This window comes from Mesorhizobium sp. B2-1-1 (assembly GCF_006442975.2).
Lineage (GTDB): Bacteria > Pseudomonadota > Alphaproteobacteria > Rhizobiales > Rhizobiaceae > Mesorhizobium.
In genome coordinates this window covers 3,004,886-3,029,421 of sequence record NZ_CP083954.1, presented here as the reverse complement: position 1 = coordinate 3,029,421, position 24,536 = coordinate 3,004,886, and the positions used below count along the sequence as shown (strand labels likewise).

Genomic DNA, 24,536 nt, shown 5'->3' with positions numbered 1-24,536 from the left:
GCCGTGATCTATTGGGAGAGGCGAGACAATGTCTAAATGCAGATAAGTGTGTGTCGAAACGAGCCTTCCGGCGTCTTCACCATCCGCACTTTGCAGACATACCGCGTCTCGCTTGATATGGCGCTTGCGGGAAGGTCATTCCCCTCTGCGTCAGCGGGCTTGCAAGTCGCGCGGGGACAGTTTGGCAGCTTCGCAGCTGGATCGTCGCAGAACGGCTTCATGCTGTTGTTGATGCATTCACACCCGCACTCGGCAAATGCGTGGGCATTGAAAGCGAAGACAAAGACGAGCGCAAATACCGCTGCTGACAGTCGCATGGACGCCTCCCCGGAAATCTCCTGGCCTGAGGGTAAGGTCGACCGATCTTGTCGAAAAGATATCAAAACGACGTACCGGCGAGGCACCACCATCGCCACGGCCTCGAGACATCAAGGTCGGCAAGGTTGCGCCGGCGGTTCAGACCGCGATCGGCGCCTTGATCGTCGCGTCGGCGACATAGTTTTCCAGCCGGAAATCCTCGAAGCGGAAGGCGAAGAGATCCTTCACTTCAGGGTTGATCCACATGGTCGGCAGCGTTCTTGGCGTGCGCCGAAGTTGCTCGCGCGCCTGCTCGAAATGGTTCGAATAAAGATGCGCGTCGCCGAGCGTATGGACGAAATCACCGGGCTTCAGGCCGGTCACCTGCGCCACCATCAGCGTCAGCAGGGCGTAGGAGGCGATGTTGAACGGCACGCCGAGGAAGATGTCGCCGGAACGCTGGTAAAGCTGGCAGGAAAGCCGGCCTTCCGAGACGTAGAACTGGAACAGGCAATGGCATGGCGGCAACGCCATCGCCTCCACCTCGGCCGGATTCCAGGCCGAAACGATCAGCCGCCGCGATTGAGGATTGCGGCGTATCTCTTTCACAAGATTGTTTATCTGATCGATCGACCCGCCATGGCCGTCCGGCCAGGAACGCCACTGCTTGCCATAGACGGGGCCAAGGTCGCCATTCTCGTCAGCCCATTCGTCCCAGATGGAAACGCCATGGTCGGTCAGATATTTGATATTGGTTTCGCCGGCCAGGAACCACAAAAGCTCATGAATGATCGATTTCAGGTGCAGCTTCTTGGTGGTGGTGACGGGAAAGCCGCGCGCCAGGTCGAAGCGCATCTGGTAGCCGAACACGGAGCGCGTGCCCGTGCCCGTGCGGTCGCCGCGGTCGGCGCCATGATCCAGCACGTGCTGCAGAAGGTCGAGATACTGGCGCATCGGTTCGGCTCGATTCGATTGTGCGAGCATTATAGCTGCTAGACAGGCGGCCGAACACATCAAAACGGCGCAGGCGACGCTTGCCTCATCACTGTTTCGGCGTCTGCGCCGACATCCAAGCAAACTGGCCGCAGCCTCGGTGTCCGTCTTGCAACGCCGGCAATTGGCGAAACCATCGGTGACAGCATTCCTCTCCCCGTCTCTATACGGGGAGAAGATGGCGGCAGCCAGATGAGGGGCAGCACAAGCCGTGCCCGTTACAAACCAGCGGCGCGCCTCAGCAACCGCGCGAGCACGGAATTCTCAGAGCGAACCGAGCTTTCCCAGGTCCTTGGCAACGAGGTAGTAAAAAGTCACTCGATTCTTGGTGTTGTCTGCGGCCATCGCCTTGCAGGTCTTCTCGATCGCAGCATCTGCCTTCGCCGCATCGGCGACGCCGAGCTTCTTGCCGACCCAGTTTTCCCGGACGCGCTCGAGTTCTTTGGGATCGGTGCAGGACACCAGCGAGGAGTCGCGGTTCCTGAGCGCGATGCCCAGATGCTTGACGATCTTCTCAACAATTTCCGCACTCGCCGCGGCGTCGTATTTCTTCACGTCTGCAAGATAGTCGGCCATCAAAATTCCCCTCGTCGGCGCCACGGATCCGGTCGATGAGGGCTGTGGCGCGCTCCGCAACTCGTGCGCTCGGTCGGTAACTCCTCACCGCGGCAAAGCTTCGGTTGAGACCGTTCCCAAGTCAACCCTGCCGCGTCGCATTTTGACACAGGGACAAAGCACATTGCGGTCTTTCATTTCTGGCGATGGACCCCTATATTCGCTTCGTCGGCTTGACCGACTATGGCGATAAACTGGCGATGAAATAAGCCGTTCGGACCCGGGGGCGGTACCCGGCGCCTCCACCAAAAACCGCTCTGGAAGACGGAGCGGCTTTTGCTGGGGGCGAAATAGGATCGACGAAGGTGTAAAGATCGTACTTTTGCCCGGCATTGTACCACCGTCATCGGGCTAAACTTATAGTTGCCAACGACAACTATGCGGAAGCACGTCTCGCTGCTTAATGCAGTGCGATAGCTTCAAATCAAGCCCTAGGGGTTCGCACTTCTAGGCGGGGTTCGGAGGTACCTGGCAACAGAAACCTCCACTTCTCCCCCTTTTCATCGGCATCACGCGCAACGGCACGCTCGCGCCGGCTAGACTTCGGTCGGCCCATGGGAGGCGACGCAGTGGAGCCGCGTGCCTCCTTCGACATGGGTAAAAAATGCAAAACAATTCCGACCGATTCTTCGTGCTGACCGGCGGTCCGGGCTCCGGCAAGACCGCACTGATCGAAGCCTTGCGCCGTGCAGGGTTCGCCACCTCGGTCGAGGCCGGACGCGGCATCATTCGCGACCAGTCCGCCATTGGCGGCTCCGCTTTGCCTTGGAGCGATCGCGCATTGTTTGCCGAATTGATGCTGTCCTGGGAGATGCGCTCGTACCAAGCCGCGATCGAACAGGAAGGACCGGTCTTCCTCGATCGTGGCGTGCCCGACACGCTGGGCTATCTCCGCCTCAGCGGTCTGCCGGTGCCCGATCACGTCGGCATCGCAGCGAAGCGTTGCCGCTACAACCCTCGTGTCTTCGTTGCCCCGCCTTGGCCCGAAATCTTCACGCAGGATGAAGAACGCAAGCAAACGCTCGACGAAGCCGAGCGTACCTGTCACGCGCTGGTCGGCGTCTATGCCGAACTCGGTTATGAACTGGTACGGCTGCCCCTGGCGCCTGTCGAGACACGGCTGCGCTTCATGCTGGACGAAACGGGATTGGCATGAAAAAGGCCGGGATCGCCCCGGCCTCTTTCAATTTCCCGGCCTCTTTCAATTTATTGGCGATTGCCTACTCCGCCGGCGCTTCGACAGCCTCGCGCGAACGGCCGAGCGTGATCTTGGCCAGGGTGAAGGAGATCACCGCGCAGAGCGTGATGCCGGCGACCATCGGCAACGGCGTGCCGTCGAAAAAGATGCCCGCGACACCCATGGCGAGCGCACCGATGGCGAAGTGCAGCGTGCCCATCAGCGCCGAAGCCGTGCCCGCGATCTCGCCATGCTCCTCCATGGCCAATACCGAGGTGGTCGGAATGACCAGGCCGAGAAAGCCATAGCCGACGAACAGCAGCGCCGCCATCACATCCAGCCGGTCCACACCGGAAGCCATGACAGCGAACAGTGCCACCATCGTCGTGGCGTAGCCGGTCACCGCCACCCACACCACCCGCTTGAGCCCGAAACGCTCGGAAAGCAGGCCGGTGAGCTGCGACATGCCGATGAAGGCGACGGCATTGATCGAGAAGAACACGCTATAGACCGAAGGCGACAGGCCGTAATGGTCGATCAGGATGAAGGACGAGCTCGACAGATAGACGAAGAAGCTCGCAATGCCGAAGCCCGCGATCGCCACCAGGCCGAGGAAATTGCGGTCCCCCATCAGGAAACGGTAGCCTGAAAGGGCGGTGCCAAAGGAAGAACCGGCGCGTTCTTCAGCCGGCCGCGTCTCCTTGAGCGAGGTCGCGAGCAGGATGGTTGCCAGCACCGCTGCGGCCGTGACGGTCCAGAACACGGCGCGCCAGCCGAAACTCTCGATGATCTGGCTGCCGGTCAGCGGCGCCAGGATCGGCGATACCGAGAACACCAGCATCAGCAACGACATCAGCTTGGCGGCTTCGTTGCCAGTGTGCAGGTCGCGCACGATCGCGCGCGGAATGGCCATGCCGGCGCTGGCGCCAAGGCCCTGCAGGAAACGGAAGGCGATCAGCCATTCGATGGTCGGCGCCAATGCCGAACCGACGCCGCCGACCATGAACAGCGCAAGACCGCCATAGAGCGGCAGCTTGCGTCCGACCATATCGGAGATCGGCCCGACGACGATCTGGCCGAAGCCCATCGACAGGAAGAAGATCAAAAGGCTCATCTGCACGGCTGCGGTGCCGGCGTTGAGATCCGCGCCGATCGAGGGCAATGCGGGCAGATACATATCGATGGCGAAGGGCCCGATGGCGGACAACAGGCCGAGCACGACCGCGATGCGGAGGAATTTGGGACTCATGATGTTGGCTTCTTTCGAATCTGGTTGCCGCCGCAAGGCGACGTCTGACCCCAGGACGTTCGATCCCGTGGGATTCCGACTCTCCGAGAGCGAATTGTTCGCCTGTCCAGAGGTGAACCCCTTATAGCGTGTCCACAAATTTAGACAGTCTTGTCTAAATCGTCAATCACCTCTATATAGATTTTCATGAGACCGGGTGTTTCTCCTGACAGTTTCCCGCCACGCAGCCACGAGGCCAAGCGCATCTCGGTGGTCGACGCAGCCGCTTCCGTGTTCTGCCGCGAGGGCTTTGCCGGCGCCAATATCGACCTGATCGCCGCCGAGGCGGGTGTCTCGCGCCAGACCGTCTACAACCACCATGGCGACAAGGAAAAGCTCTTCATCGCCGTAGTCCGCGATCTCACCGAGCGCTGCAATGCCGGCATCTTCGCCACCATCGCCACGTTCCCGGACCAGCCGAGGGATCTGGAAGCGGATCTGATCGGCTTTGCCGTGCGCCTGAACCAGAACTGCATCTGCAACCGCGACGGAAAATTCCTGCGCAAGCTGATCCAGACCGAAGGCGAGCGCTACCCCGAACTGTTCGCCGAATGGCGCGAACAGGGTCCTGGCAGGACATGGCCGGCAATCGCCGCCCGCTTCGCCCGCCTTGCCTATGGCGGTTACCTCGCGATCGACGACCCCGACGTCGCGGCGCGGCAGTTCCTCGGCCTCGTCAATGCTGAATTGCAGACGACCTTCATGCTCGGCGGCACCCCGGCCGAGGACGAGGTCGTGCAATCGGCGACAAATGGCGTGCGCACCTTCCTGCGCGCTTTCGGCAAGCGCCCCTCCCCGACCGGCGTCAAGAAACACGCCGCGCTTGCCAACGCGTGACATTTGCGGGTGACGCAAGCCGGCTTCCGCGATCAAATCTCGGCAATCGTCCTCGCTTCCTCGCGGCGGCGGTCTATATGCGGTTTACGCCGCGCTCAAGCTTGATTACAGCTATGCGGACGATTCAACGGAACCCGACCGCCACATGGCCGACGACCACATCCGCTATGACATTCTGGCCCAGGAGGCGTTGCGCGGCGTCATGCGCAAGGTCCTGGCCGAGGTCGCGCGCACCGGCCTCCCCGGCAACCATCATTTCTTCATCACCTTCCTGACCGGCGCGCCGGGCGTGCGCGTGTCTTCGCGGCTGCGCGAGCGCTATCCGGAGCAGATGACCATCGTCATCCAGTTCCAGTATTGGGACCTGAAGGTCACCGAGACCGGTTTCGAGGTCGGGCTCTCCTTCTCGGACGTGCCGGAAAAACTCGAAATCCCGTTCTCGGCGGTGCGCGGCTTCTACGATCCGTCGGTTAACTTCGAACTCGAATTCGACGTCAAGACCGAAGGCCAGTCAGATGACGAACCAGCTTCCCAGCCGGCGTCCGAACCGCTCGCCATCGTCTCCGAGAAAAAGCCGAAGGCGGAGAAGAAGGCCGCCGAACCCGAGAAGAAGGCGGCCGATGCCGATGCCGCCAAGGGCGCCGAAGTCGTCTCGCTCGACGCCTTCCGCAAGAAATAAGCCTTCGGGTCGCGCGTCATGGCCGACATCGTCAATCTGCGCCAGGCTCGCAAGCAGAAGGCAAGGCTGGAGAAGGAACGCACGGCCAGCCAGAACCGCGCCCTGTACGGCCGCTCCGGGGCAGAGAAGGAACGCGACCGCCTGGTTGCCGAAAAGGCCGAGTTCTTCGTCGCGGGCCATCGGCGTCAACCGTCGCCCGATCCGGACCCCAAATGAGCTCCAGGTGAGCCCGGTCGAAAAACGCTCGGTGACGATCCGTGGCCACCGCACCAGCTATTCGCTCGAAAAGCCGTTTTTTGACGACCTTGTCGCCATCGCCGCCGCGCGCAATCTGACCCTTGCCGCGCTGGTCGCGGAAGTCGACGAAAACCGGCCGCGTGACACCAATCTGTCCTCGGCGCTCCGGATCCATGTACTGGCCTGGGCGAAGCGCGGCCGCGCCTGACGCCTGGCTCCGTCAGGCAGTGCCTTCCTGTTTCCCGCGGCGGGTGCCGAACCCCAGCAGGGCCGTGCGATCGCGCTCTTCCGCCTGCTTCCTGGATCTGACGCGCATCAGGTCCTTCCAGCCGACGTAACCGACCAGCGTTCCGTCGTCGCGTGCCACGACCGGCAGATGCGACACGTTGGCCGTCAGGAGCTTGTCCGACAGGCCTTCCAGATATTCATCGGGATAGGCAAGCGTCACCTTGCTGCCGGCCAGCAAGTCGCCGAGCGTCGTCGTCCGGTGCTTGCCGGCACGCCGCCAGCGCAGAATCGCCGGTGGATCGATGAGGCCGAGCACCTGCCTGTTGCCGTCAATGACCGGGAAGCTCGGATGACGCGTCTCCGGCGCAGTCAGGAATGCCGCTGCGCCATGCAGCGTCATCGTCGCCGGCACGCTCTGGACCTGCGTGGTCATCACTTCATGCACCCTGGTCAGCGCGAACGGATCGACCCGGTATTCGCGCACCAGATGATGCCCTCGCCTGGCGATCTTCTCGGTCAGGATGGAACGTTTCATCAAAAGCACCGTCACCGCATGGGCGGCGGCGCAGGCCGCGATCAGCGGCACCAGCACATGCGTGTTGCCGGTCAATTCGACCGCGAAGAAGGTCGCCGTCAGCGGCGCGCGCATCGTGCCGCCCATGGTCGCCGCCATCGCCAGCAGCGCCCAGAAGCCGGGATCGGCCGCCGGCAGGAAGCCGGCGAGCACCGCGCCCATCGCGCCGCCCATGATCAGCAGTGGCGCCAGCACGCCGCCCGACGTTCCCGAGCCCAGCGCCACCGACCAGATGACCGCTTTCACCACCAACAACAGGAGTGCTGCCGTCGCAATCGTGCGGCCGTCCAGCATGTTGGATATGTTGTCGTAGCCGACGCCGAGCGCCTGCGGCTCGATCAGGCCGCCAATGCCGACGACGAGGCCGCCGAGCATCGGCCACCACATCCAGTGGATCGGCAGTTTCTGGAAACCGTCCTCGCAGGCATAGACCATCTGCGTCAGCAAGGCAGACAGGAGGCCGGCCGCAATACCGATCAGGACCCAACCGCCAAGACCGGCAAAGGAAATCGCCATGCCGCCCTGAAACGGAAAGATCGGTCCCGGCATGTGCAGCATGGTGCGCTCGACCTCCGCCACGATGGCAGCCACCGCCACCGGAATGAAGCTGCGCGGCGTCCATTCGAACAGAAGCAGCTCCACCGCCAGCATGATGGCGGCGATCGGCGTTCCGAACACGGTGGTCATGCCCGCGGCGGCGCCCGCCACCAGCAGCGTCTTGCGCTCATTGTCGCTGACCGGCAGCATCTGCGCGATCAGCGAGCCGATGGCGCCGCCGGTCATGATGATTGGGCCCTCGGCGCCGAACGGTCCACCGGAGCCGATCGAGATCGCCGACGACAGCGGCTTCAGCACTGCGACCTTGGCGTCCAGTCGCGAGCGCCCGAGCAGGATCGCTTCGATCGCTTCGGGAATGCCGTGGCCACGGATTTTCTCGCTGCCGTAGCGCGCCATCAGGCCGATAATGAGTGCGCCGATCACCGGCACGGCGACCGCGGCATAGCCAAGCGGCGTGTCCTCCAGCCTCAGATCGGCGAGCGTGAATTGACCGAAATAGGCGACGTTGGTGGCGAGCCGGATCAATTTCAGCAGGATGATGCCGGCAAACAGCCCGGCCGTCGCCACCACCACCGCGATGCCCGCGATCAGCAACACCCTGGCGTCGGTGGTGAAATCGCGCAGATGTCCGGGACTGCCCTGTTCGGTCTTCATTGCCTGCCTGCTTTCCGTGGCGTGTCGCTGTTGGAGGATCGGCAAACCGTCAAAACGGCTTTGCCGGCCGCTATGTATCGTAATACGATATAAATATTCAAGCGGGCCTGGCCCGAAATCGTTTGAGCTTTGGCCGGAATGACAACACATGTCTGATATGTCGCATCCGAAAGAACCCCGCCCCGCCATCAGCCAGGCCGACTACCAGCGGCTGTCGGAGTTCCGCTATCTGATCCGCCGCTTCCTGGAATTCAGCCAGCTACAGGCCGAAGACGCCGGTCTGACGCCGCGCCAACATCAGGCACTGCTCGCCATAAAGGGTTTTCCCGGCGGAGGCCCGGTAGCTATCGGCGACCTCGCCGAACGCTTGCGCATCCGCCATCATAGCGCCGTCGAACTGGTCAACCGCCTGTGCGAGGCCGGGCTGATCGTCAGAGATCAGGACAAGGAGGACCAGCGCAAGGTGCTGCTGCAACTGACCGAGCGGGCCGATGCCTGCCTCGCCGACTTGTCGGCCGTGCATCTCGACGAGCTTTCGCGCATCGAACCCATGCTGAGGAGCGTGCTCGCCCGAAAGGACCGCGACACGCTCTAGAGACAAGTTTCGCAACCTAGCTGAATGGAGGCTATGCCATGTACAACATCTGGTTTTCCAAGGCAGTCCCGGTTTCCACAGGCGTTACTGGCGACGTTCGAAATCTGTCCAATGCCGAACAAGCTCTCGACCTTCTCACCAATCACTGGCGCGATGCGGGAAGCATCAAGCATAAGGCTGCGCTGCGGGCGTGCCGGCAGGCCATGAACGGCGGCGTATCGGCCGATACCGCCAGGGATGCTTTTGTCGAAGCCGCGAGGGAAGCGCGCATTCTGGTCGAATAACTGCCGCGCATGGCCTGGGCGTTGTTGGCCCAACCACCGGCCCGACATACCGTCCTCGATCGACGGTGAGCGCACGATGAGATCGCGACAGCCGTCAGCAACGCGCCGTCGTCCATTCAACTTTTGCGAAGCCCGGCTACCATCGGGAAGATGGGACATAAGGGGCCGCATAAAAAAATTCCGGAAACCCCGAATCCTTTGGCTCCGCCGCTTCGTCTCGGACATGAGCGACCTGCAAGGTGCAGGGCCGGCAAAGGAACAGACAAGATGAAACACCATTTGATACGTTACAGGACCAAACCGGAGCTGGTCGACGAGAACGAGCGGCTGGTCAAGGCCGTGTTCCGGGAATTGCGGGATAAATCGCCCGAAGGGTTTCGCTACATGACATGGCGGTCCGGCGACGGTACCTTCTTCCATCTGGTCGAGGCGGCAACCGAGGAGCAGGCCGGCACCCTTCCGGGGCTAGCGGCATTCGCGACTTTTCAGAACGGCATCAGGGATCGCTGCATCGAGCCTCCGCATCGCGAGGCGATGACGGTAGTAGGCAGTTACCGGATGCTGGACCAGTAGGCGCGATCAAGCGATGTAGAGAACGACGGGCGTATGAACATCCTCATTCCTGGCGAGCACCGCGCGCTCATCGAACGCCTGTTTGGGGAGTTGCGCCCAAAGCTGCACCGCTATTGCGCGCGCATGACGGGTTCCGTCTTTGACGGCGAGGACGTGTTGCAGGAAGCGCTGGCCAAGGCGTTCGAGGCTTTGCCGAACGCCGGCCAGATCGCAAATCCGGAGGGCTGGCTGTTCCGCATCGCGCACAACACGGCACTCGATTTTCTGCGCCGGCGAGCCCGCGAAAAGGCCTTTTCCGATGAGGATCCGGACATGATCGTCGACCCGGCCAACGCCACCTTCGACCGTCAGGCCGCTGCCGCCGGCCTGCACACCTTCATGCGCCTGCCCGTCGCGCAGCGCAGCAGCGTCATCATGATGGACGTTCTGGGTTATTCGCTGCAAGAGATCAGCGCCGCGCTGGACACCAGCGTCCCGGCCGTCAAGGCGGCGCTGCATCGTGGCCGCGGCCGCCTGCGCCAGCTCGCCGCCGAGCCCGAGGATCGGCCGGTTCCCAGGCTGGGCGTCTCCGAACGCCTGTTGCTCGAAGCCTATATCGATCGCTTCAACGCCCGTGATTTCGACGCCGTGCGCGACATGCTCGCCGATGAAGTTCGCCTGGAGCTGGTGGCCAGGACGCGGTTTACCGGACCCAACGAAGTGGCTACCTATTTCCACAACTATTCCCGCCTCCGCGATTGGCGTTTCGTGCCGGGATTCGTCGAGGACAGGCCGGTGGTCCTCGTTCACGACGGCAACGACCCGGCTGCGCGACCAGCCTATTTCATCCTGCTGGTCTGGCAGGAGGGCAAGCTTGCCGCCATCCGCGATTTTCGTCACGCCCGCTACGTCGCCGACAGCGCCGAACTGCTCGTTCTTTGAACGATCGAGGGAAATCCCCTGCCTACTGCCCTACTGCCCTACTGCCCTACTGCAAAGACTTCAGCAAATTGTCGATCGTAGACGGATTGAACTGCGGTTTGGCCGGAGGCGGATTGTCGTTGGCCACCGGCGGCGGCGCCCGTTCCGGGTTCGGCGCCTGCTCGGCGCCCTTGCGCTCTGCTTCCAGCCTTGCCTTCTCCTGCGAGGCGGTCCGCATCGCCTCCTCGGCCTTTGCCTCGGCATCCGCTTTGGCCCTGGCCTCTGCTTCGGCCCGCGCCTGAGCTTCCGCCTCGGCTTTCGCCTTGGCGTCGGCCTCGGCCTTCAGCCGCGCCGCCTCCTCCTGCTGTCGCAGCTCCTCGGCCGCCTTGTCGCGCTGGTCCTGCAACGCAGCGTAATAGCGCACCTCGCGCCGCAGCCGCTGCTTCTCCAGCAACGCGGCCTGCATCGCCTCGACCCGCTGCTGCTCCTTCTCGAGCGCGCGCTGGGTCAGGAACTGCGCCAGCGGTTCGCTGTCGAACTGCCGTTTGACGGCGCCGAACGGCCCCTCGACGCTGAAATTCATCGCCGGTTCGGAACCGACGAGCGCTTCGTCGCCGGGCCGGTAGGTGACCGCGCCCTTGGCGGAGACCGTATCGGCATTGAGGTCCGCCGTGATATCGGCGGACAAGGTCGCCGAAGGATTTTCGAGGCTGATCGGCGGCGCCCGTAGCGTGCCACCTGCAATGGTGAAGGCGATGTCGGTATCCTTTGCCGCGAAACTGCCATCTGCCGCGATAGCAGGGGCGAAGCCGGCTGTCTTGGCTGCATCGATATCGCGGCCGATCGCGTCGGCCTTGGCGAGGAAGGTGCTGAACGCATCCGGATTGACGCCGGCGACCGTGATGCCCTTCAGCGCCGCCGTGCCCGAACCCGACAGAGCGGCGATCATCGCGTCGACCGATTTGCCGCTTGTCGAAAACGCCGCCGAGACATCCCCCTTGCCGTCGATGCCGGCATCCGGCAGCACGGCTGGCAAATCGGCACCCGCGAGCTTCATCTGGCCGGTGAAAAGCCCAGTGCCGTCATTGTTTTTCAATTCGAACAGGCCTGTCAGCGCACCGCCAAGGAATTTCGCCTTGAGATCGGACACGCGGATGCCTTCCCGGTCGAGCTTCAGCGACAAGGCCGCGTCATAGGCGGTCGCGAATGGCCCTGCGGCAAGGGAAGCCGTGGTCAAGTCGAGATCGGCCGTGAATGGAAGGCTGGATTTCTGGCTGAACGGGGCCGACGGCCACACACCGCCTTTATTGTCTCCGCTCTTGTCCGTGAACGCGGAATCGCCGAACAGCGCCACCGCGATCGGGTCGAGATCAAGTTCGTCGAGCGCCAGTGAGCCGGCCAGATGCGGCACGCCATCCTTGCCGTCAATCCCCTCCTTGACGTCGATGTTCACGTCACCCGACACCGCAGCTTCGTTGATGGCGGCGTTGAGGCCGGAGAGCACCAGTAGGCCGTTGCCGTAATCGGCCTGCGCGGTGAGCGACGTCGACGTGCCTGTCCCCATGCCCGGCAGGCCTATGCCCGATGTCATCAGCCAGGGCTCGATGTCGGCCGCATCGAGGCTGACCTTGCCCTTCGCGACCGGACCTTGGGGCGTGTCGGCTACGGTGCCGTCGAAACCGGCGTTGAAGTCGTTGCCGGCAAGGCTGAAGCTCGTCGCAAGGCCGCCGCCCAGCGTGCCCTTGGCCTGGATGTCGGTGCTTGCCTCGCCGAGCATGCCGAGCGGCAGCGCCGGCAAGCCGTAAAGTGCCAGCAGCGCTGTGGCGTCGGGGTTCCTGGCATTGAAGGTCAGCGCCACAGGCGCTTCAAGAAACTTGTCGACCGCTCCCTTCCCCGACAGCGAGGCGGAAAAGGACGATCCGCCGGCCTTGCCTTGCCCGCTCACAGCAAGCCCTGTTGTGCCGTCGCCATTGTCGGCAGCACTCACCACAAGATCGACGCGCGAATCCTGGAACAGGTCGGGATAAGCAGCGGCGCGGCTTGCCAGTCCCTTGAGCACGGCATTGTCGGCATAATGCTGCGCCGCCACGTCTATCAGCGGCTTCAGGTCGACGGCGACCACGGAGGCGTCAAGCTTGCCGGTCGGGCTCGCCGGAAAATCCTTGATCCGGCCTGTGGCGCTGATCGACGCGCCGGCCAGCCCGCCCACCGACAGTCGGTCGATCTCAAGCAGCCCGTCGCGCAGCCTGAGCGCGGTGTCGACCGTGTCGGCGGTCAAGCCTCCGGCACTGACCGGTCCCGCCTTGATCTGGAAATCGAGGTCGCGATCGGCAAATCGGTTGGCGCCCTTGTCGCTGATGAAGATCGAAGCGAAGGCCGCTAGCCCGTCGACATCGAGATCGCCGCCTTCCAGCCGCATCAGCACCGAGGGCCTGGCGTCGTCGGGCTGGCTGGAATCGATGCGGCCGGAAAACGTCGCTTTGCCCAGGACCAGTTCGAGATCGCTGAAGGCCTGGCGCTTTTCGGAGAGATCGACTTTAGCCCGGAAGCCGGCGGCGGGCAGACGCCGGATCGCCTCGTCGACGTCCTTCGACAACCAGGCAGCGAAGCCGGAAGGCTGCGCCACCGCCAGCAGCAGCGAACCGGTGAAGCCGAAATGGTTCTCGACGCTGAGCAGGCCGTCGGCCTCCAGCGTGGCGCGGCCGGGCAGTGTCGCGGCGAGCGATTTCACCGACCAGCCGCCATCGACCGGCTCGGCGGAAAGATGAACGTCGCGAACCGTGGTGTCACCGGCCACCACGGCCGGCAACCTGACCTCGACCGTTCCGGGAATGGTCGGCTTAGGCAGGTCGAGCAAGGCCTGTTCCAGTCCGGCAATGCGGTGATCCAGTGTCAGGCCGGCGCCTGCCGCCGCACCCACGGCCTCGTCGAACTGCACCTGCGCGCCATTGGCCTCGATGGCGAAGCTCGGCTTCTGGCCGAGATCGATCGAGGCCTTGCCGTCGGCGGTATAGGGATTGTCGAGGGGTCCGGTCTCGAAGCGGAATTCATCGATGCCGAGCTTCTGGTGATCGAGCGCGAACTTGCCGTTAACCCGAAAGCCGGGATTGGACTTGCCGGTGCCGACCTTCACCGTCTCGCCATCGGTGCCCCGCAACTGGGCTGAGTTCTTATCGGCGCCGGAAATCTTGAACTGTCCGGAGTAGATGGCGGCACCGTTGACGATGCCGGCGTTGCCGTCGGTTTCGATGACCAGCGGATACGCGTCGGGATCGGCCTTGAGCCGAAACCGCATCTGGCCGTTGGCTTCGGCCTTGCCGGTCGTGGCGGCAACCGTCGTGCGCAGGCCGTCGAACCTCAACGTGCCATCCATGCGCCACGGGCCCGCCAGCGATTTGGCCGAAATGGTCGAATTGATCTCGGACATGGTGTGGCTGCGTCCGCCGGCGGCATGACGCAACTCGATCTGCCCTTCCGTCACCGTCAGCTTCTCGATCGAGATCTGGTTGAGATTGAAGGGCGAGGACGGCCGCATCGCCCAGTCGACGGTACCATTGGCGGCGATGTCGATCGTCGCTTTCGGCCGCACCAGCCGCATGTCGAAAATCAGCACCTCGCCACGCAGGAACGGCGCCAGTTCCGCATCCATCGAAAACGTCTCGACGGTCATCGCCGGCTGGCCGGCGGGGCCGCCGGCAACGGCGACATTGGAGAAGGTTACCGACGGAAACGGCAACAAGCGCGCCGTGGCGTCGCCCTGCACGGTCACCTTGCGGCCGAGAATGGCGCTCGCTTCGCGCTCGAACTGCGCCCGATAGCCGGACCAGTCGACAAAATACGGCCCCACCAGCGCCGCGCACAGCACCAGCACGAACAGGCCACCAAAGATCACGAACAGGCGTGCGAGCATCAGTTCCGAACGGTTTGGTTGAAATCAGCCGCACTCTACCTGCATCCGCGTGTCGATAAAGAGGCAATTCGATCGTCGTCGGCGACAACCATGGACGGCGTTCGATGTTGCGCGGTCGCTCTTGATCGCGATACCTTGCTTTGGGCGTCCTCGCCCTGTTTCGGTCGCGGCGTTTTCCGATCCGGGATCGTCTGAAACAATCCTGGAAAAGCGGAGAATTGGGGATGTCGGGGAAGAACTGGGACCGTGTGCCGATCGATGCGCAGAGCGTCGACGCGCCGCTTTCGCAATCAGCGATTTTCCTTGTCGTCACCATAGCCGATGAACAGCCGGTTCTCGCAAGGGTTTGTTCCGTGCTCGGCGACCTTGACGACATGGTCAAGACTGTCGGGTTCCGCGACCTCGGCGGCCGCCTGTCCTGCATCGCCGGCATCGGCCACGATCTATGGAACCGGCTCAGCCCCGGCCGGCGGCCGGCGGAGTTGAAGCGGTTCGCGCCGATCAAGGGAGCGGTTCACGCCGCGCCCACCACGCCGGGCGACCTTCTCTTCCATATCCGCTCCGAGCGGCCCGACATGTGCTTCGAGTTCGAGCGTATCCTGCTGGACAGGCTTGGTCCCGGCGTGACCGTCGTCGACGAAGTCTCGGGCTTCCGTTATTTCGATGCCCGCGACCTGCTCGGTTTCGTCGACGGCACAGCCAACCCCACCGGCCTCGATCTGCCCGCCTCGGCGCTCGTTGGCGACGAAGATCCCGATTTTGCCGGCGGCAGCTATGTCGTCGTTCAAAAATACCTGCACGATCTCCAGGCGTGGGCGCGAATCCCCACGCCCGTGCAGGAGGCGATCATCGGCCGAACCAAGATCGACAACATCGAAATCGATGATGACGAAGCGCCGCGCAAATCGCACAAGTCGCTCGCCACCATCGAGGATGCCGACGGCACCGAACATGACATATTGCGCGACAACATGCCGTTCGGCCGGCCGGGGCAACGGGAATTCGGCACCTACTTCATCGGCTATTCGAGATATCTCTGGGTGATCGAGAAGATGCTGCAGCGCATGTATGTCGGCGATCCGCCCGGCGCCTACGACCGGCTGCTTGATTTCTCCACCCCTCACACCGGCACGACATTCTTCGCACCGACACGGCCGATGCTGCAGGTGCTTGCCGAAGCAGCGCCAGAGAAGTTGGCCACTCGGTAAACGACGCACACAGCAAAGCGGCCTGTCGACCACGTGCCGGCGGAGAAGCGTTTGTCGTGCTTCGGCGTGCTGCGGAGATCAGCACGCGATCATCGGCGTCATCAGTGCGAATTCAACGCGCGTCGCGCTTTGCCTGCGCCACCTTGGCCGCTTTGCGTTGTCGGCCGAGCTCGGCCGGCCGAACCAGATTCGGCGTCCTCTGGTTTGCCACCGCTCGCATGCCCTTGTGCGCAGTGCGCGCGTTGAACGCTGGACCATCCGTCGGCGCTTTCTGCTTCAGGGCCAGCGCCTTGCGCGCGCTGTCGACCAATGAGACGCGCGCCGTCAACTGGCGGCGCCGTTCGGCCTCGCCATTCAACCGCCGCATGGCCATCGCCAGCACCGCAAGCTTCAACTGAGAGCCGCCATCGGCCTTTGAAGCGACAGCCCCTTTCGGTGTGCCCTTGCCCCGGATTTCGCGCCGGCGTCGACGCGCCTCGGTCTGCGCCTTGTCGCGCCGCTCCCGCAGGCGTTTGACGAGGCCGGACAGATCGGCGTCGGAAAGGTCCTGGACCGCCGGATGGTGCGATTTTTCCACCAGCTCGTGTTCGTCGGCACTCAGCGCGCGCGCTTCTTCCTTGCGTGAAATCGCCATGACACCACTCCTCCGCTTGGGTTGCCCGTCTTCTGGGCCTTCAGCACACGGAGTCTCGGCCCGATTGGAGGTGGGGTCAAGACGAGCCGATGACGGCGTCTACTCGGCAGCCGGCAGGATCTTGCCCGGGTTCATGATATCGAGCGGATCGAGCGCCTGCTTGATCGTGCGCATGATGTCGACGCCGTGGCCGAGCTCATGGCGCAGGAAGCCGATCTTGCCTTGGCCGATGCCGTGCTCGCCGGTGCAGGTGCCCTCCATGGCGATGGCCCGCATGTTGAGCCGCGCCACGAACTTTTCCGACAGCGCGATTTCCTTCGGGTCGTTCACGTCCATCAGCACCAGGACGTGGAAATTGCCGTCGCCGGCATGGCCGACGATCGGCGCGACAAGCCCCATTTCGGCGATATCGGCCTCGGTTTCGGTGACGCATTCGGCAAAACGCGAGATCGGAACGCAGACGTCGGTCGACAGGCCCTTGGCGCCTGGCCGCAGCGTCAGCGACGACCAATAGGCGTCATGTCTGGCCTTCCAAAGTTTGGTGCGCTCCTCGGCGACACTGGTCCACAGGAACGGTCCGCCGCCATTCTCCTCGGCGATCATGCCGAAGGTCTCGGCCTGCTCGGCAACGCCGGCATCACTGCCATGGAATTCGACGAACAGGCACGGGCTTTCGGGATAGTCGAGCTTGGAATATGTCTTCATCGCCCGCATCTGCAGCGCGTTGACCAGTTCGATGCGCGCCACCGGAATGCCCATCTGGATCGTCGCGATGACGGCGTTGCAAGCCGCTTCGACGCTCGGAAACGGGCAGACACCACCGGAAATCGCCTGCGGAATCCCTTGCAGCCTCAAGGTCAGCGAGGTGATGATGCCGAGCGTGCCTTCCGAGCCGACCAGCAGCCGTGTCAGGTCATAGCCGGCCGAGCTCTTTTTTGCCCGCTTGCCAGTGGTCACCGCCTCGCCATCGGCCATGACGGCCGTCAGCGATAGCACGTTCTCGCGCATCGTACCGTAGCGCACCGCGTTGGTGCCTGAGGCCCGTGTCGCCGCCATGCCGCCCAGCGAGGCATTGGCGCCGGGATCGATTGGAAAAAACAGGCCGGTGTCGCGCAGATGCCGGTTGAGATCCTCGCGAGTCACCCCGGGCTCGACCGTGCAGTCGAGATCCTGCGGATTGACCGAGAGGATCCGGTTCATCCGGGAAGTGTCGACCGAGATGCCGCCGCCCGGCGCGTTGGTGTGGCCTTCGAGCGAGGAGCCGACGCCGAAGGCGATCACCGGCACGCGGTGCGCGGCGCAGGCGCGCACGATCTCCTGTACCTCGGCGGTCGTTTCCGGGAAGACGACGCCGTCCGGCGCCTGCGTCGGGATGTAGGTTGTCGTATGCGCATGCTGGGAGCGAACCGCCTGGCCGGTCTGAAAGCGCTCGCCAAACCGCTGCTTGAGGATGCCGAGCACGGCGGCGATGCCTTCTTCGTTGCGCTCGACCGGATTGAGGTCGCTCAGGGCCATGAATTCCTCCGCGAATGGACCAGTGTCCATGCTTGTCATGCATTTATGGATGATGCCTAACGCAATTCCAGGAAAAGTGTGAAGCGGTTTTCCCCGGAAAAGCGCCTAGCGCTTTCCCTGGGGAATTGTATCAAAGAGGCGGTCCGACGTTTCCGTGAAACGATGAACCGCTCTTACAACCACGCTCTGTCCAGCACCAGAACAAGGAAGTTGCCATGCCGATCCCCGCCCCTTTTGTTTCTCAGCCAATGGCTATCGAGAAGGACTGGATCGATTATAACGGCCATCTCAACATGGCCTACTACAACGTCCTGTTCGACCGCTGTTCGGATGAAGCCTTCGAGGCGATGGGCATGGGGCTGGACTATGTCAAGAACCGTCGCCTCACCATCTACACCGCCGAAGTCCATGTCTGCTACGTGCAGGAACTGCATCTCGACCACAAGGTCACGGTCTCCTTCCAGCTCATCGACCATGACGAGAAGCGGCTGCGGTTCTACCAGGAAATCCGCCATGCCGACGGCTGGCTCGCCGCCACGTCCGAGCAGCTTGCACTGCATGTCGACATGTCCGGGCCCAAGGTAGCCCCCTTCCCCGCCGACGTGCTGGCCAAGATCGAAGCGATGCGCGCCGCTCACGCAGCCTTGCCGATGCCCGAACGCGCAGGCCGCTCGATCGGCATCAAACGCAAGACGGCTTGAACCCGCCCGGGGCGCGCGTTAACCTTACCGAGGTTTTAACGGGAACAAGCCGATTGGACCGTTGCGCGACTCAGCGGGCCGTTCGAAAACGATCCGCATCGAAGTAGCGACACGGGCGGCGGGGCATAGCCGATTCGGGGGACGTGCATGAAAACCGATATCAAAGTCGAGGTGGACAGGCTCGCCGCCGATCCGCGCATTACCGACTATGATTTCTGGCGCTCGCTGAAGAACGTCAACAACGAGATCTTCCACATCGCCAACAACAATGAGCCGATCCCCTTCGACATGATCCGCTGGCGCGTCATCCTTAAGCAGGCCCGCATGAAGCGCGGCCACGCCTGACGCTGCGGGTAGAGCGGCCACTTCCATTGACGACATTCCGGGCGTTTGACCTCAACCCTGCCGCCTGATCGCCGCCAGCGGCGAGCGCGCCGCCACCGGCGAAGACTGGATGATCGCCGTGTTGGTCATCGCGTAGGGAATGATACGGTCGATCACCCGTTCGAGTTCGGCCACCGAGCCGACATGCGCCAGCGCGATGAAACAGTCCTCGCCGGTTACCCGGTCGCATTGCGCGATCTCGGGTAGGTCGCGGATGATCTCGGCCACGACGGCGAGCTGCCCCGGCACCGGCCTGATGCGCAGCCATGCCGACAGGTTCAGGCCAAGCGCCGCCGGATTGATCCGCACGCAATAGGCTTCGATGACGCCGCTCTCCTGAAGCTGCTTGACACGCTCGGACACGCTCGGCGCCGACAGGCCGACGGCGCGCGCCAGCTCGGCCGTGCTGGCGCGCGCATCTTTTTCCAGCAGGCGCAGTATCTTCAGATCGACCGCGTCGAGGTCGAGATTTTCGTTTCGAAGGCGCTTCATCAAAAACTCCTTGCATCCGGAAAGCGACCGAGGTCCCTGAACGACCACGACCCATATCAGACGGAAAAAATACCTGCGATACTGATCCGATGAACGATCGGACGCAAGTCCAAACCACGCCCACAGGTGCGGCCTTTACCAGCCTGCCGACGTCGCTGCCGCCGCATGTCTGGTTCTGTGTCAGCGCCGTGTTCCACTATCTCGGCCCTGCCTTCGCCGTGCTTTTGTTTGCGCAGATCGGCGTGCTTGGCATGGCCTGGCTGCGCATCGCCACCGCCGCCTTGATCTTCGCGCCGCTGACGCGTCCGTGGCGGACCTTCGCCCAGGCCGATCGGTCGACACGGCTGCTGCTGCTCGCCTTCGGCGCCTGTCTCGCAGTAATGAACTGCTCCTTCTATCTGGCGCTCGACCGCCTGCCGATTTCGCTGGTGGCCGCGATCGAATTCGTCGGCACCATCGGCGTCGCGCTGGTCGGTCTCCGAAGCGCGCGCAATCTCGCTGCCCTTGCCGTCGCCGTGGCCGGCACCTTGCTGCTGATCGACGTCAAATGGTCCAGCGATCCCCTCGGCCTGTTCTGGGCCTTCCTCAACGGCGCGCTGTTTGTGGGCTATATCGTGCTTGGCCACCGCGTCGCCGCTTCAGGCGCCGGCGGCGGCATTGCCGGGCTCGGCGCCGCCATGGCCGTGGCCTTCCTGGTCGTGCTGCCGATCGGCCTCACCGACGCGTTGCCCGCCTTTTTCTCCGCGCCGCTGCTGCTGGCGGCCATCGGCGTCGGCATCTGCTCCTCGGTCATCCCCTATATCTGCGACCAGCTCGCCATGGCGCGGCTGCCGCGGTCGAGCTTCGCGCTGATGCTGTCGCTGCTGCCAGTCACCGCGACGCTGATCGGCATTCTCGTGCTGCGCCAGATCCCCGGCATCAGCGACTGCATCGGTATTGCGCTGGTGGTGGCCGGCGTCGCCTTGCACAGGCCGGCGAGCACGCAGTAGATCCTGTGCTAAGCCAGTTTCTCCTTCAGGAAGGCGACGGTCCGGCCCCAGGCGAGATCAGCCGCCTTCTTGTCATAGCGCGCTGCCGAAGTGTCATTGTTGAAGGCGTGATTGGCGCCTTCATAGACATAGACCGTGTATTCGACATGCGCGGCATCGAGTTCCTTCTTGAAGGCGTCGATGCCGGCATTGGTGCGTTTGTCCAATCCGGCATAGTGCAGCAGCAGCGCCGCCTTTATCTTGGAAACGTCCGCGGCCTTCGGCTGCATGCCGTAATAGGCGACACTTGCCGCCAGATCAGGCGCGTTCACGGCGAGCATGTTGGCCGTGCCGCCGCCCCAGCAGAAACCGACGACACCGACCTTGCCGTTGCCGTCCTTGTCGGCCTTGAGGAAAGCCACCGTCGCGACGCCATTGGCGACGGTCTGCGCCGGATCCAGCTTGGTGAACATGTCGCGCGCCTTGTCCTCGTCGGCGGGCGTCTCGCCGAGTGGCGATAGGAAATCCGGAGCGAGCGCCACGAACCCCTCCAGCGCCACGCGCCGGGCGACGTCGCGTATATGCGGGTTGAGCCCCCTGTTTTCGTGGATGACGATGACGGTGCCGAGCTTGCCCGTCTGATCCGCCGGCTTGACCAGATAGCCCTTCATCTCGCCGCCGGCGCCGGGATAGGTGATGTCCTGGCCTTTCACGCGGGGATCGTTCTCGGCGACGATGGCCGCCTGGGCGGAATTCGCCGCCAGCATCGGTGCGATCGCCGCGGCCGCCGCCCCTGACCCGGCAAGCCGGGTCAGCTGCTCCATGAAGCGGCGGCGATCGAGTGTCAGATGCGTGTATTCGTCATAGGCGTCGATCATCGCCTGGGTGATCCCAGGCTTTGCGGGTCTAGTGGCGGCTGCTTTGGTCATGGCGCATTCCTCGGCTTCAAGCTTCAGTACCGGAGCTACATAGGAGCGCGGCTGGCCCGGTCCAGCCTGGATGGGCGCTGCGGCGAGCATTGCCCGCAGCCGGCAATGTCGGCGCCCACATCACATTTTGGTCATCGCCATGAATCCTGCAGGCACCTGCCACAACAATAAGGGAAACTGCGTGCTACCGATGCGCCGTGCCATCCCGTCCCGACCAGAAGGAGCGCCGCCGATGACCATGCCGATCCTCACCAGCGCGTTCGTCCTTGCCCTGGCCGCCGCTCAGGCATTACGCTTCAGGCTTGCGGACGCAGGCAGGCGGTCGATGATCGAGCTTCGCATCGGCCGGGACCACTGCACGGACCCGAAATTCCCAAATTTGAGGTGAGACCATGAACGTCCAGGATATTCTCAACACCGTCTCGCAAAAGGCGGGCCTCGACCAGGCAACGACCGAGAAAGTCGTCGGCACCATCTTCTCGGTGCTGGAGCACGAGGCGGAAGGCACCAACGTCTCGGGTTTCTTCGCCAAGATTCCCGGCGCCGACGATCTCGCCCGCCAATACGACGTCATGGCCGCCGGCGCGGCCGGCGGTGGCGGCCTGCTGTCCTCACTGCAAGGCGCGCTGGGCGGTGTTCTCGGCGAAAAGGCCGGCGCACTGATCAACGGCGTCGCCGCGCTCAAGGCCTCCGGCCTCGACATGGCGCAGATCAGGCAGGCTGGCGCCACGCTGATCCAACAGGCCGAAGCCGCGGCCGGGCCTGATCTCACCAATGAAGTGCTCGGCTCGGTGCCAAGCCTGAAGAGCCATCTCGGAATCAGCTAGGGCGCGATCCTGCGGGACCGAACCCATTCCTTACTTCGGCAGTGCGTATGCCATTACATAATCGCCGGGCTTGGTGCCGACCGAGCCATGGCCGCCGGCGACGATGACCACGAACTGGCGCCCGTCAGCCACCGTATAGGTCATCGGCGTCGATTGCCCGCCGGCTGGCAGGCGCGCCTGCCAGAGCTGCCTGCCTGAGGTCAGGTCGTAGGCGCGCAGGTAGTCGTCGACCGCGGCGCCGAGGAAAGCCACCCCGCCGGCGGTGATCATCGGCCCGCCAATGCCGGGCACGCCGACCTTCAGCGGCAAAGGCAGCGGCGTCATGTCGTAGACCGTGCCGTTCCTGTGCTTGTAAACGATCTGTCCGGTCCTGAGGTCGGCGCCGGCGACATAGCCCCATGGTGGCGCCTGGCACGGAATGCCGAGCGGCGACAGGAACGGTCCCATCACCACCGCATAAGGAGCGCCGTCATTTCGGTTCAGCCCCTGCTCGCTGCCCTTGGCGTCGCCTGGCGGCGGCACGTCCGCGCGGGGCACAAGCCTGGAGGTGAAGGCGAGATAGGTCGGCATGCCGAACAGCACCTGCCGGACCGGATCGACCGCCACGCCGCCCCAGTTGAAGACGCCGAAATTGCCGGGATAGACCAGCGTGCCCTGCAGCGATGGCGGCGTGTAGCGGCCCTCATAGCGCAGCCTGTGCAACGCAATCCGGCACGCCAGCTGGTCGAACATGGTGATGCCCCACATGTCGGCATCGGTCAGCGGCTGCGGATTGAAGGAAAGGTCCGACACCGGCTGCGTGGGCGATGTGTGGTCGCCTTCGATGGCGCCGCCGGGCGCCGGCACTTCCTTGACCGGGATGACCGGCTCGCCGGTGCGCCGGTCGAGCACGTAGAGGTCGCCCTGCTTGGTCGGCCCGACCAGCGCCGGCACGACCGTGCCGTCGGTCTTGGTGATGTCGACAAGGCTCGGCTGCGCCGGCACATCCATGTCCCAAAGGTCATGATGCACGGTCTGGCGCACCCATTTCAATTGCCCCGTATTGAGGTCGAGCGCGGTGATCGAGGAGGAGAATTTCTCGACATTGGCGCTGCGGCCGGCGCCGAGCTGGTCCGGCGTCTGGTTGCCGAGCGGTATGTAGAGCAGACCGAGCTTTTCGTCGGCACTCGGCGTCGACCACATGTTGGGCGAATTGGCGGTGTAGGTCTGGCCTGCCGCCAGCGGCGTGGTCTGGTCGGGATTGCCGGAATCCCAGTTCCAGATCAGCGCCCCGGTGGAGGCATCGAAGGCGCGGATGACGCCGGACGGCTCCTGCGTCGAATAATTGTCGTTGACCGCGCCGCCGACGATGATCTTGCCGCCCGATATCAGCGGCGCCGAGGTCGAATAGTAATAGCCGGACTTGGGATAAGGCATGCCGGTCAGAAGGTTCAGCGTGCCGCCTTCGGCAAAGGACGGACAGACCTGACCGTTGGCGGCGTCGAGCGCGATCAGCCGCGCGTCCGAAGTCGGCAGGTAGACACGCGCGGCGCAAGGCTGCCCGGCACCGATCTTGGCGTCGGCGTAGTAGGAGACGCCGCGGCAGGTCTGGTGCTGGCGGTCCTTGTCGAGCTTGACCTGGGGATCGTAGCGCCACTTCTCCTTGCCCGTGGCGGCGTCGATGGCGATGGCGAAATTGTGCGGCGTGCAGATGTAGAGCGTATCGGCGATCTTCAGCGGCGTCACCTGATAGGTGGTCTCGCCGACATCGTCGGGACCTTTCACGTCGCCGGTGCGATAAGTCCAAGCCGGCTGCAGGTTGGCGACGTTCTCCGGCGTGATCTGGTCGAGCGGCGAATAGCGCTGGCCATAGGGTGTACGGCCGTAGAAGTGCCATTCGCCGGCAGGTATGTCGCCGCCTAGATCGGCCGCCGGGGTCACCTTGTCGGTGTCGAGATTGCCGGCAATATCCTTGGGATCGGTCGTCATTGAATAGCCGGCGACCGCCAGCGACGCCAAAACGGCGAGAATGAGCGGCGCGCGGCCATCGGGACCAACAAGGCCCCGCCTCGCCCACGGCGTCAGCAGCCACAACGCGACGAGCACGATGATGCCGCCGCGCGGCCCGAGTTCCCACCAGTCGAAGCCGATTTCCCAGACCGCCCAGGCAAGCGTGCCCAGCACGATCGCGGCGTAGAGCCAGAGCGCGGTGGATCTGCGCCGGTAGAGCAGCCATGCGGTGATGAGGAAGGCGATGCCTGATATGATGTAGTACCAGCTACCTCCCAGTGAAGCCAACCAGATGCCGCCGGCGCCAAGCGCGAGGCCGATGAGGAGGAGAATGAGGGAGGTGATGGTGACAGCCAAGATGATACTCCTTCGACTGTTGCGCGCCTCGAGGCGGCCGTGGGCAACAGGATCCCCTCCCTGCCCTTTGCGCAGCTTTCCCTCACCCGCCCTGCCTGTCAAGCAGGCCGGAAACAATCAGGGGTGGAACAAA

The 24,536-nt window shown here is 63.6% G+C and carries 25 protein-coding genes and 1 other RNA gene; 16 read left to right on the top strand and 10 right to left on the bottom strand.

What is annotated here, in order from left to right:
• Positions 1-456: 456 nt before the first annotated feature.
• Positions 457-1,251: a thymidylate synthase gene (locus FJ972_RS14830; RefSeq protein ID WP_140521267.1), complete on the bottom strand. Its 795-nt coding sequence runs from the start codon at positions 1,249-1,251 to the stop codon at positions 457-459.
• 303 nt (positions 1,252-1,554) lie between these two features.
• Entirely contained in the window at positions 1,555-1,866 is a 312-nt protein-coding gene (locus FJ972_RS14825; protein ID WP_140495320.1) for a DUF2853 family protein, read from the bottom strand.
• A 167-nt stretch (positions 1,867-2,033) separates the two neighbouring features.
• On the opposite strand from FJ972_RS14825, the gene ssrA reads away from it, so the two are divergent.
• Positions 2,034-2,394, top strand: a transfer-messenger RNA (tmRNA) gene (gene ssrA / locus FJ972_RS14820).
• A gap of 115 nt (positions 2,395-2,509) precedes the next feature.
• Positions 2,510-3,061, top strand: coding sequence for an AAA family ATPase (locus tag FJ972_RS14815; RefSeq protein WP_140521178.1), 552 nt, complete (start codon positions 2,510-2,512; stop codon positions 3,059-3,061).
• 64 nt (positions 3,062-3,125) lie between these two features.
• On the opposite strand, the gene FJ972_RS14810 is transcribed toward FJ972_RS14815, so the two are convergent.
• On the bottom strand, positions 3,126-4,331 hold the full coding sequence (locus FJ972_RS14810) for a multidrug effflux MFS transporter (protein ID WP_140516527.1): 1,206 nt from the start codon (positions 4,329-4,331) through the stop codon (positions 3,126-3,128).
• A gap of 186 nt (positions 4,332-4,517) precedes the next feature.
• Between FJ972_RS14810 and FJ972_RS14805 the strand changes: the two genes are divergently transcribed.
• From FJ972_RS14805 to FJ972_RS14790, 4 genes are all read left to right on the top strand, one after another.
• Positions 4,518-5,207: a TetR/AcrR family transcriptional regulator gene (locus FJ972_RS14805; protein ID WP_140521179.1), complete on the top strand. Its 690-nt coding sequence runs from the start codon at positions 4,518-4,520 to the stop codon at positions 5,205-5,207.
• 145 nt (positions 5,208-5,352) lie between these two features.
• Positions 5,353-5,886, top strand: a complete 534-nt coding sequence (locus tag FJ972_RS14800) for an SspB family protein (RefSeq protein ID WP_140495312.1) — start codon at positions 5,353-5,355, stop codon at positions 5,884-5,886.
• A gap of 18 nt (positions 5,887-5,904) precedes the next feature.
• The gene (locus tag FJ972_RS14795; RefSeq protein WP_140495310.1) at positions 5,905-6,102 is read left to right on the top strand and encodes a DUF4169 family protein; all 198 of its coding nucleotides are present in this window, start codon (positions 5,905-5,907) and stop codon (positions 6,100-6,102) included.
• A 7-nt stretch (positions 6,103-6,109) separates the two neighbouring features.
• On the top strand, positions 6,110-6,331 hold the full coding sequence (locus FJ972_RS14790; protein ID WP_140495308.1) for a ribbon-helix-helix domain-containing protein: 222 nt from the start codon (positions 6,110-6,112) through the stop codon (positions 6,329-6,331).
• A 12-nt stretch (positions 6,332-6,343) separates the two neighbouring features.
• Here FJ972_RS14790 and FJ972_RS14785 read toward each other — a convergent pair whose 3' ends face one another.
• Positions 6,344-8,137, bottom strand: coding sequence for a chloride channel protein (locus tag FJ972_RS14785; RefSeq protein WP_140495306.1), 1,794 nt, complete (start codon positions 8,135-8,137; stop codon positions 6,344-6,346).
• 148 nt (positions 8,138-8,285) lie between these two features.
• Between FJ972_RS14785 and FJ972_RS14780 the strand changes: the two genes are divergently transcribed.
• From FJ972_RS14780 to FJ972_RS14765, 4 genes are all read left to right on the top strand, one after another.
• Positions 8,286-8,732 carry a MarR family winged helix-turn-helix transcriptional regulator gene (locus FJ972_RS14780; RefSeq protein WP_140495304.1) on the top strand — a complete coding sequence of 149 codons (447 nt, stop codon included), beginning with the start codon at positions 8,286-8,288 and terminating at the stop codon, positions 8,730-8,732.
• 38 nt (positions 8,733-8,770) lie between these two features.
• Positions 8,771-9,016: a DUF982 domain-containing protein gene (locus FJ972_RS14775; RefSeq protein WP_140495302.1), complete on the top strand. Its 246-nt coding sequence runs from the start codon at positions 8,771-8,773 to the stop codon at positions 9,014-9,016.
• A 267-nt stretch (positions 9,017-9,283) separates the two neighbouring features.
• Positions 9,284-9,589: a hypothetical protein gene (locus tag FJ972_RS14770; RefSeq protein ID WP_140521180.1), complete on the top strand. Its 306-nt coding sequence runs from the start codon at positions 9,284-9,286 to the stop codon at positions 9,587-9,589.
• Between the two features lie 33 nt (positions 9,590-9,622).
• Positions 9,623-10,510 (top strand): sigma-70 family RNA polymerase sigma factor, encoded by an 888-nt coding sequence (locus tag FJ972_RS14765; protein ID WP_140521181.1) that lies wholly within the window; start codon positions 9,623-9,625, stop codon positions 10,508-10,510.
• 46 nt (positions 10,511-10,556) lie between these two features.
• Here FJ972_RS14765 and FJ972_RS14760 read toward each other — a convergent pair whose 3' ends face one another.
• The gene (locus FJ972_RS14760) at positions 10,557-14,399 is read right to left on the bottom strand and encodes an AsmA family protein (protein WP_140521182.1); all 3,843 of its coding nucleotides are present in this window, start codon (positions 14,397-14,399) and stop codon (positions 10,557-10,559) included.
• A 224-nt stretch (positions 14,400-14,623) separates the two neighbouring features.
• On the opposite strand from FJ972_RS14760, the gene FJ972_RS14755 reads away from it, so the two are divergent.
• Entirely contained in the window at positions 14,624-15,607 is a 984-nt protein-coding gene (locus FJ972_RS14755) for a Dyp-type peroxidase (protein ID WP_140521183.1), read from the top strand.
• Between the two features lie 112 nt (positions 15,608-15,719).
• Here FJ972_RS14755 and FJ972_RS14750 read toward each other — a convergent pair whose 3' ends face one another.
• Together FJ972_RS14750 and FJ972_RS14745 are read right to left on the bottom strand one after the other, a co-directional pair.
• Positions 15,720-16,241, bottom strand: coding sequence for a hypothetical protein (locus FJ972_RS14750; RefSeq protein WP_140521184.1), 522 nt, complete (start codon positions 16,239-16,241; stop codon positions 15,720-15,722).
• Positions 16,242-16,340: 99 nt separating this feature from the next.
• A complete protein-coding gene (locus tag FJ972_RS14745) occupies positions 16,341-17,756 on the bottom strand; it encodes an FAD-binding oxidoreductase (RefSeq protein WP_140521185.1) in 1,416 nt (471 codons plus the stop codon).
• 215 nt (positions 17,757-17,971) lie between these two features.
• On the opposite strand from FJ972_RS14745, the gene FJ972_RS14740 reads away from it, so the two are divergent.
• Positions 17,972-18,457: a thioesterase family protein gene (locus FJ972_RS14740; protein WP_140495288.1), complete on the top strand. Its 486-nt coding sequence runs from the start codon at positions 17,972-17,974 to the stop codon at positions 18,455-18,457.
• Positions 18,458-18,604: 147 nt separating this feature from the next.
• Positions 18,605-18,802 carry a hypothetical protein gene (locus tag FJ972_RS14735; RefSeq protein WP_140495286.1) on the top strand — a complete coding sequence of 66 codons (198 nt, stop codon included), beginning with the start codon at positions 18,605-18,607 and terminating at the stop codon, positions 18,800-18,802.
• Between the two features lie 51 nt (positions 18,803-18,853).
• On the opposite strand, the gene FJ972_RS14730 is transcribed toward FJ972_RS14735, so the two are convergent.
• Positions 18,854-19,333: an Lrp/AsnC family transcriptional regulator gene (locus tag FJ972_RS14730; protein ID WP_140521186.1), complete on the bottom strand. Its 480-nt coding sequence runs from the start codon at positions 19,331-19,333 to the stop codon at positions 18,854-18,856.
• A gap of 89 nt (positions 19,334-19,422) precedes the next feature.
• On the opposite strand from FJ972_RS14730, the gene FJ972_RS14725 reads away from it, so the two are divergent.
• Positions 19,423-20,322: an EamA family transporter gene (locus FJ972_RS14725; RefSeq protein WP_140521187.1), complete on the top strand. Its 900-nt coding sequence runs from the start codon at positions 19,423-19,425 to the stop codon at positions 20,320-20,322.
• Positions 20,323-20,330: 8 nt separating this feature from the next.
• Here FJ972_RS14725 and FJ972_RS14720 read toward each other — a convergent pair whose 3' ends face one another.
• On the bottom strand, positions 20,331-21,230 hold the full coding sequence (locus FJ972_RS14720) for a dienelactone hydrolase family protein (protein WP_140521188.1): 900 nt from the start codon (positions 21,228-21,230) through the stop codon (positions 20,331-20,333).
• Between the two features lie 232 nt (positions 21,231-21,462).
• Here FJ972_RS14720 and FJ972_RS14715 point away from each other — a divergent pair, with 232 nt between their 5' ends.
• Both FJ972_RS14715 and FJ972_RS14710 read left to right on the top strand, forming a co-directional pair.
• Entirely contained in the window at positions 21,463-21,618 is a 156-nt protein-coding gene (locus tag FJ972_RS14715; RefSeq protein WP_181171994.1) for a hypothetical protein, read from the top strand.
• A gap of 4 nt (positions 21,619-21,622) precedes the next feature.
• Positions 21,623-22,057, top strand: coding sequence for a hypothetical protein (locus FJ972_RS14710; protein ID WP_140521189.1), 435 nt, complete (start codon positions 21,623-21,625; stop codon positions 22,055-22,057).
• Positions 22,058-22,087: 30 nt separating this feature from the next.
• Here FJ972_RS14710 and FJ972_RS14705 read toward each other — a convergent pair whose 3' ends face one another.
• The gene (locus FJ972_RS14705; RefSeq protein WP_140521190.1) at positions 22,088-24,403 is read right to left on the bottom strand and encodes a glucose/quinate/shikimate family membrane-bound PQQ-dependent dehydrogenase; all 2,316 of its coding nucleotides are present in this window, start codon (positions 24,401-24,403) and stop codon (positions 22,088-22,090) included.
• Positions 24,404-24,536 lie beyond the last annotated feature (133 nt).

Excerpts from the sequence above, each read along its gene's own strand:
- FJ972_RS14805 (WP_140521179.1), top strand. The coding sequence starts at position 4,518 with ATGAGACCGGGTGTTTCTCCTGACAGTTTCCCGCCACGCAGCCACGAG.
- FJ972_RS14785 (WP_140495306.1), bottom strand. The coding sequence starts at position 8,137 with ATGAAGACCGAACAGGGCAGTCCCGGACATCTGCGCGATTTCACCACC.
- FJ972_RS14800 (WP_140495312.1), top strand. The coding sequence starts at position 5,353 with ATGGCCGACGACCACATCCGCTATGACATTCTGGCCCAGGAGGCGTTG.
- FJ972_RS14740 (WP_140495288.1), top strand. The coding sequence starts at position 17,972 with ATGCCGATCCCCGCCCCTTTTGTTTCTCAGCCAATGGCTATCGAGAAG.
- FJ972_RS14810 (WP_140516527.1), bottom strand. The coding sequence starts at position 4,331 with ATGAGTCCCAAATTCCTCCGCATCGCGGTCGTGCTCGGCCTGTTGTCC.
- FJ972_RS14715 (WP_181171994.1), top strand. The coding sequence starts at position 21,463 with ATGACCATGCCGATCCTCACCAGCGCGTTCGTCCTTGCCCTGGCCGCC.
- FJ972_RS14775 (WP_140495302.1), top strand. The coding sequence starts at position 8,771 with ATGTACAACATCTGGTTTTCCAAGGCAGTCCCGGTTTCCACAGGCGTT.
- FJ972_RS14825 (WP_140495320.1), bottom strand. The coding sequence starts at position 1,866 with ATGGCCGACTATCTTGCAGACGTGAAGAAATACGACGCCGCGGCGAGT.
- FJ972_RS14765 (WP_140521181.1), top strand. The coding sequence starts at position 9,623 with ATGAACATCCTCATTCCTGGCGAGCACCGCGCGCTCATCGAACGCCTG.
- FJ972_RS14720 (WP_140521188.1), bottom strand. The coding sequence starts at position 21,230 with ATGACCAAAGCAGCCGCCACTAGACCCGCAAAGCCTGGGATCACCCAG.
- FJ972_RS14745 (WP_140521185.1), bottom strand. The coding sequence starts at position 17,756 with ATGGCCCTGAGCGACCTCAATCCGGTCGAGCGCAACGAAGAAGGCATC.
- FJ972_RS14750 (WP_140521184.1), bottom strand. The coding sequence starts at position 16,241 with ATGGCGATTTCACGCAAGGAAGAAGCGCGCGCGCTGAGTGCCGACGAA.
- FJ972_RS14755 (WP_140521183.1), top strand. The coding sequence starts at position 14,624 with ATGTCGGGGAAGAACTGGGACCGTGTGCCGATCGATGCGCAGAGCGTC.
- FJ972_RS14770 (WP_140521180.1), top strand. The coding sequence starts at position 9,284 with ATGAAACACCATTTGATACGTTACAGGACCAAACCGGAGCTGGTCGAC.
- FJ972_RS14725 (WP_140521187.1), top strand. The coding sequence starts at position 19,423 with ATGAACGATCGGACGCAAGTCCAAACCACGCCCACAGGTGCGGCCTTT.
- FJ972_RS14760 (WP_140521182.1), bottom strand. The coding sequence starts at position 14,399 with ATGCTCGCACGCCTGTTCGTGATCTTTGGTGGCCTGTTCGTGCTGGTG.
- FJ972_RS14815 (WP_140521178.1), top strand. The coding sequence starts at position 2,510 with ATGCAAAACAATTCCGACCGATTCTTCGTGCTGACCGGCGGTCCGGGC.
- FJ972_RS14710 (WP_140521189.1), top strand. The coding sequence starts at position 21,623 with ATGAACGTCCAGGATATTCTCAACACCGTCTCGCAAAAGGCGGGCCTC.
- FJ972_RS14830 (WP_140521267.1), bottom strand. The coding sequence starts at position 1,251 with ATGCGCCAGTATCTCGACCTTCTGCAGCACGTGCTGGATCATGGCGCC.
- FJ972_RS14780 (WP_140495304.1), top strand. The coding sequence starts at position 8,286 with ATGTCTGATATGTCGCATCCGAAAGAACCCCGCCCCGCCATCAGCCAG.
- FJ972_RS14735 (WP_140495286.1), top strand. The coding sequence starts at position 18,605 with ATGAAAACCGATATCAAAGTCGAGGTGGACAGGCTCGCCGCCGATCCG.
- FJ972_RS14730 (WP_140521186.1), bottom strand. The coding sequence starts at position 19,333 with ATGAAGCGCCTTCGAAACGAAAATCTCGACCTCGACGCGGTCGATCTG.
- FJ972_RS14795 (WP_140495310.1), top strand. The coding sequence starts at position 5,905 with ATGGCCGACATCGTCAATCTGCGCCAGGCTCGCAAGCAGAAGGCAAGG.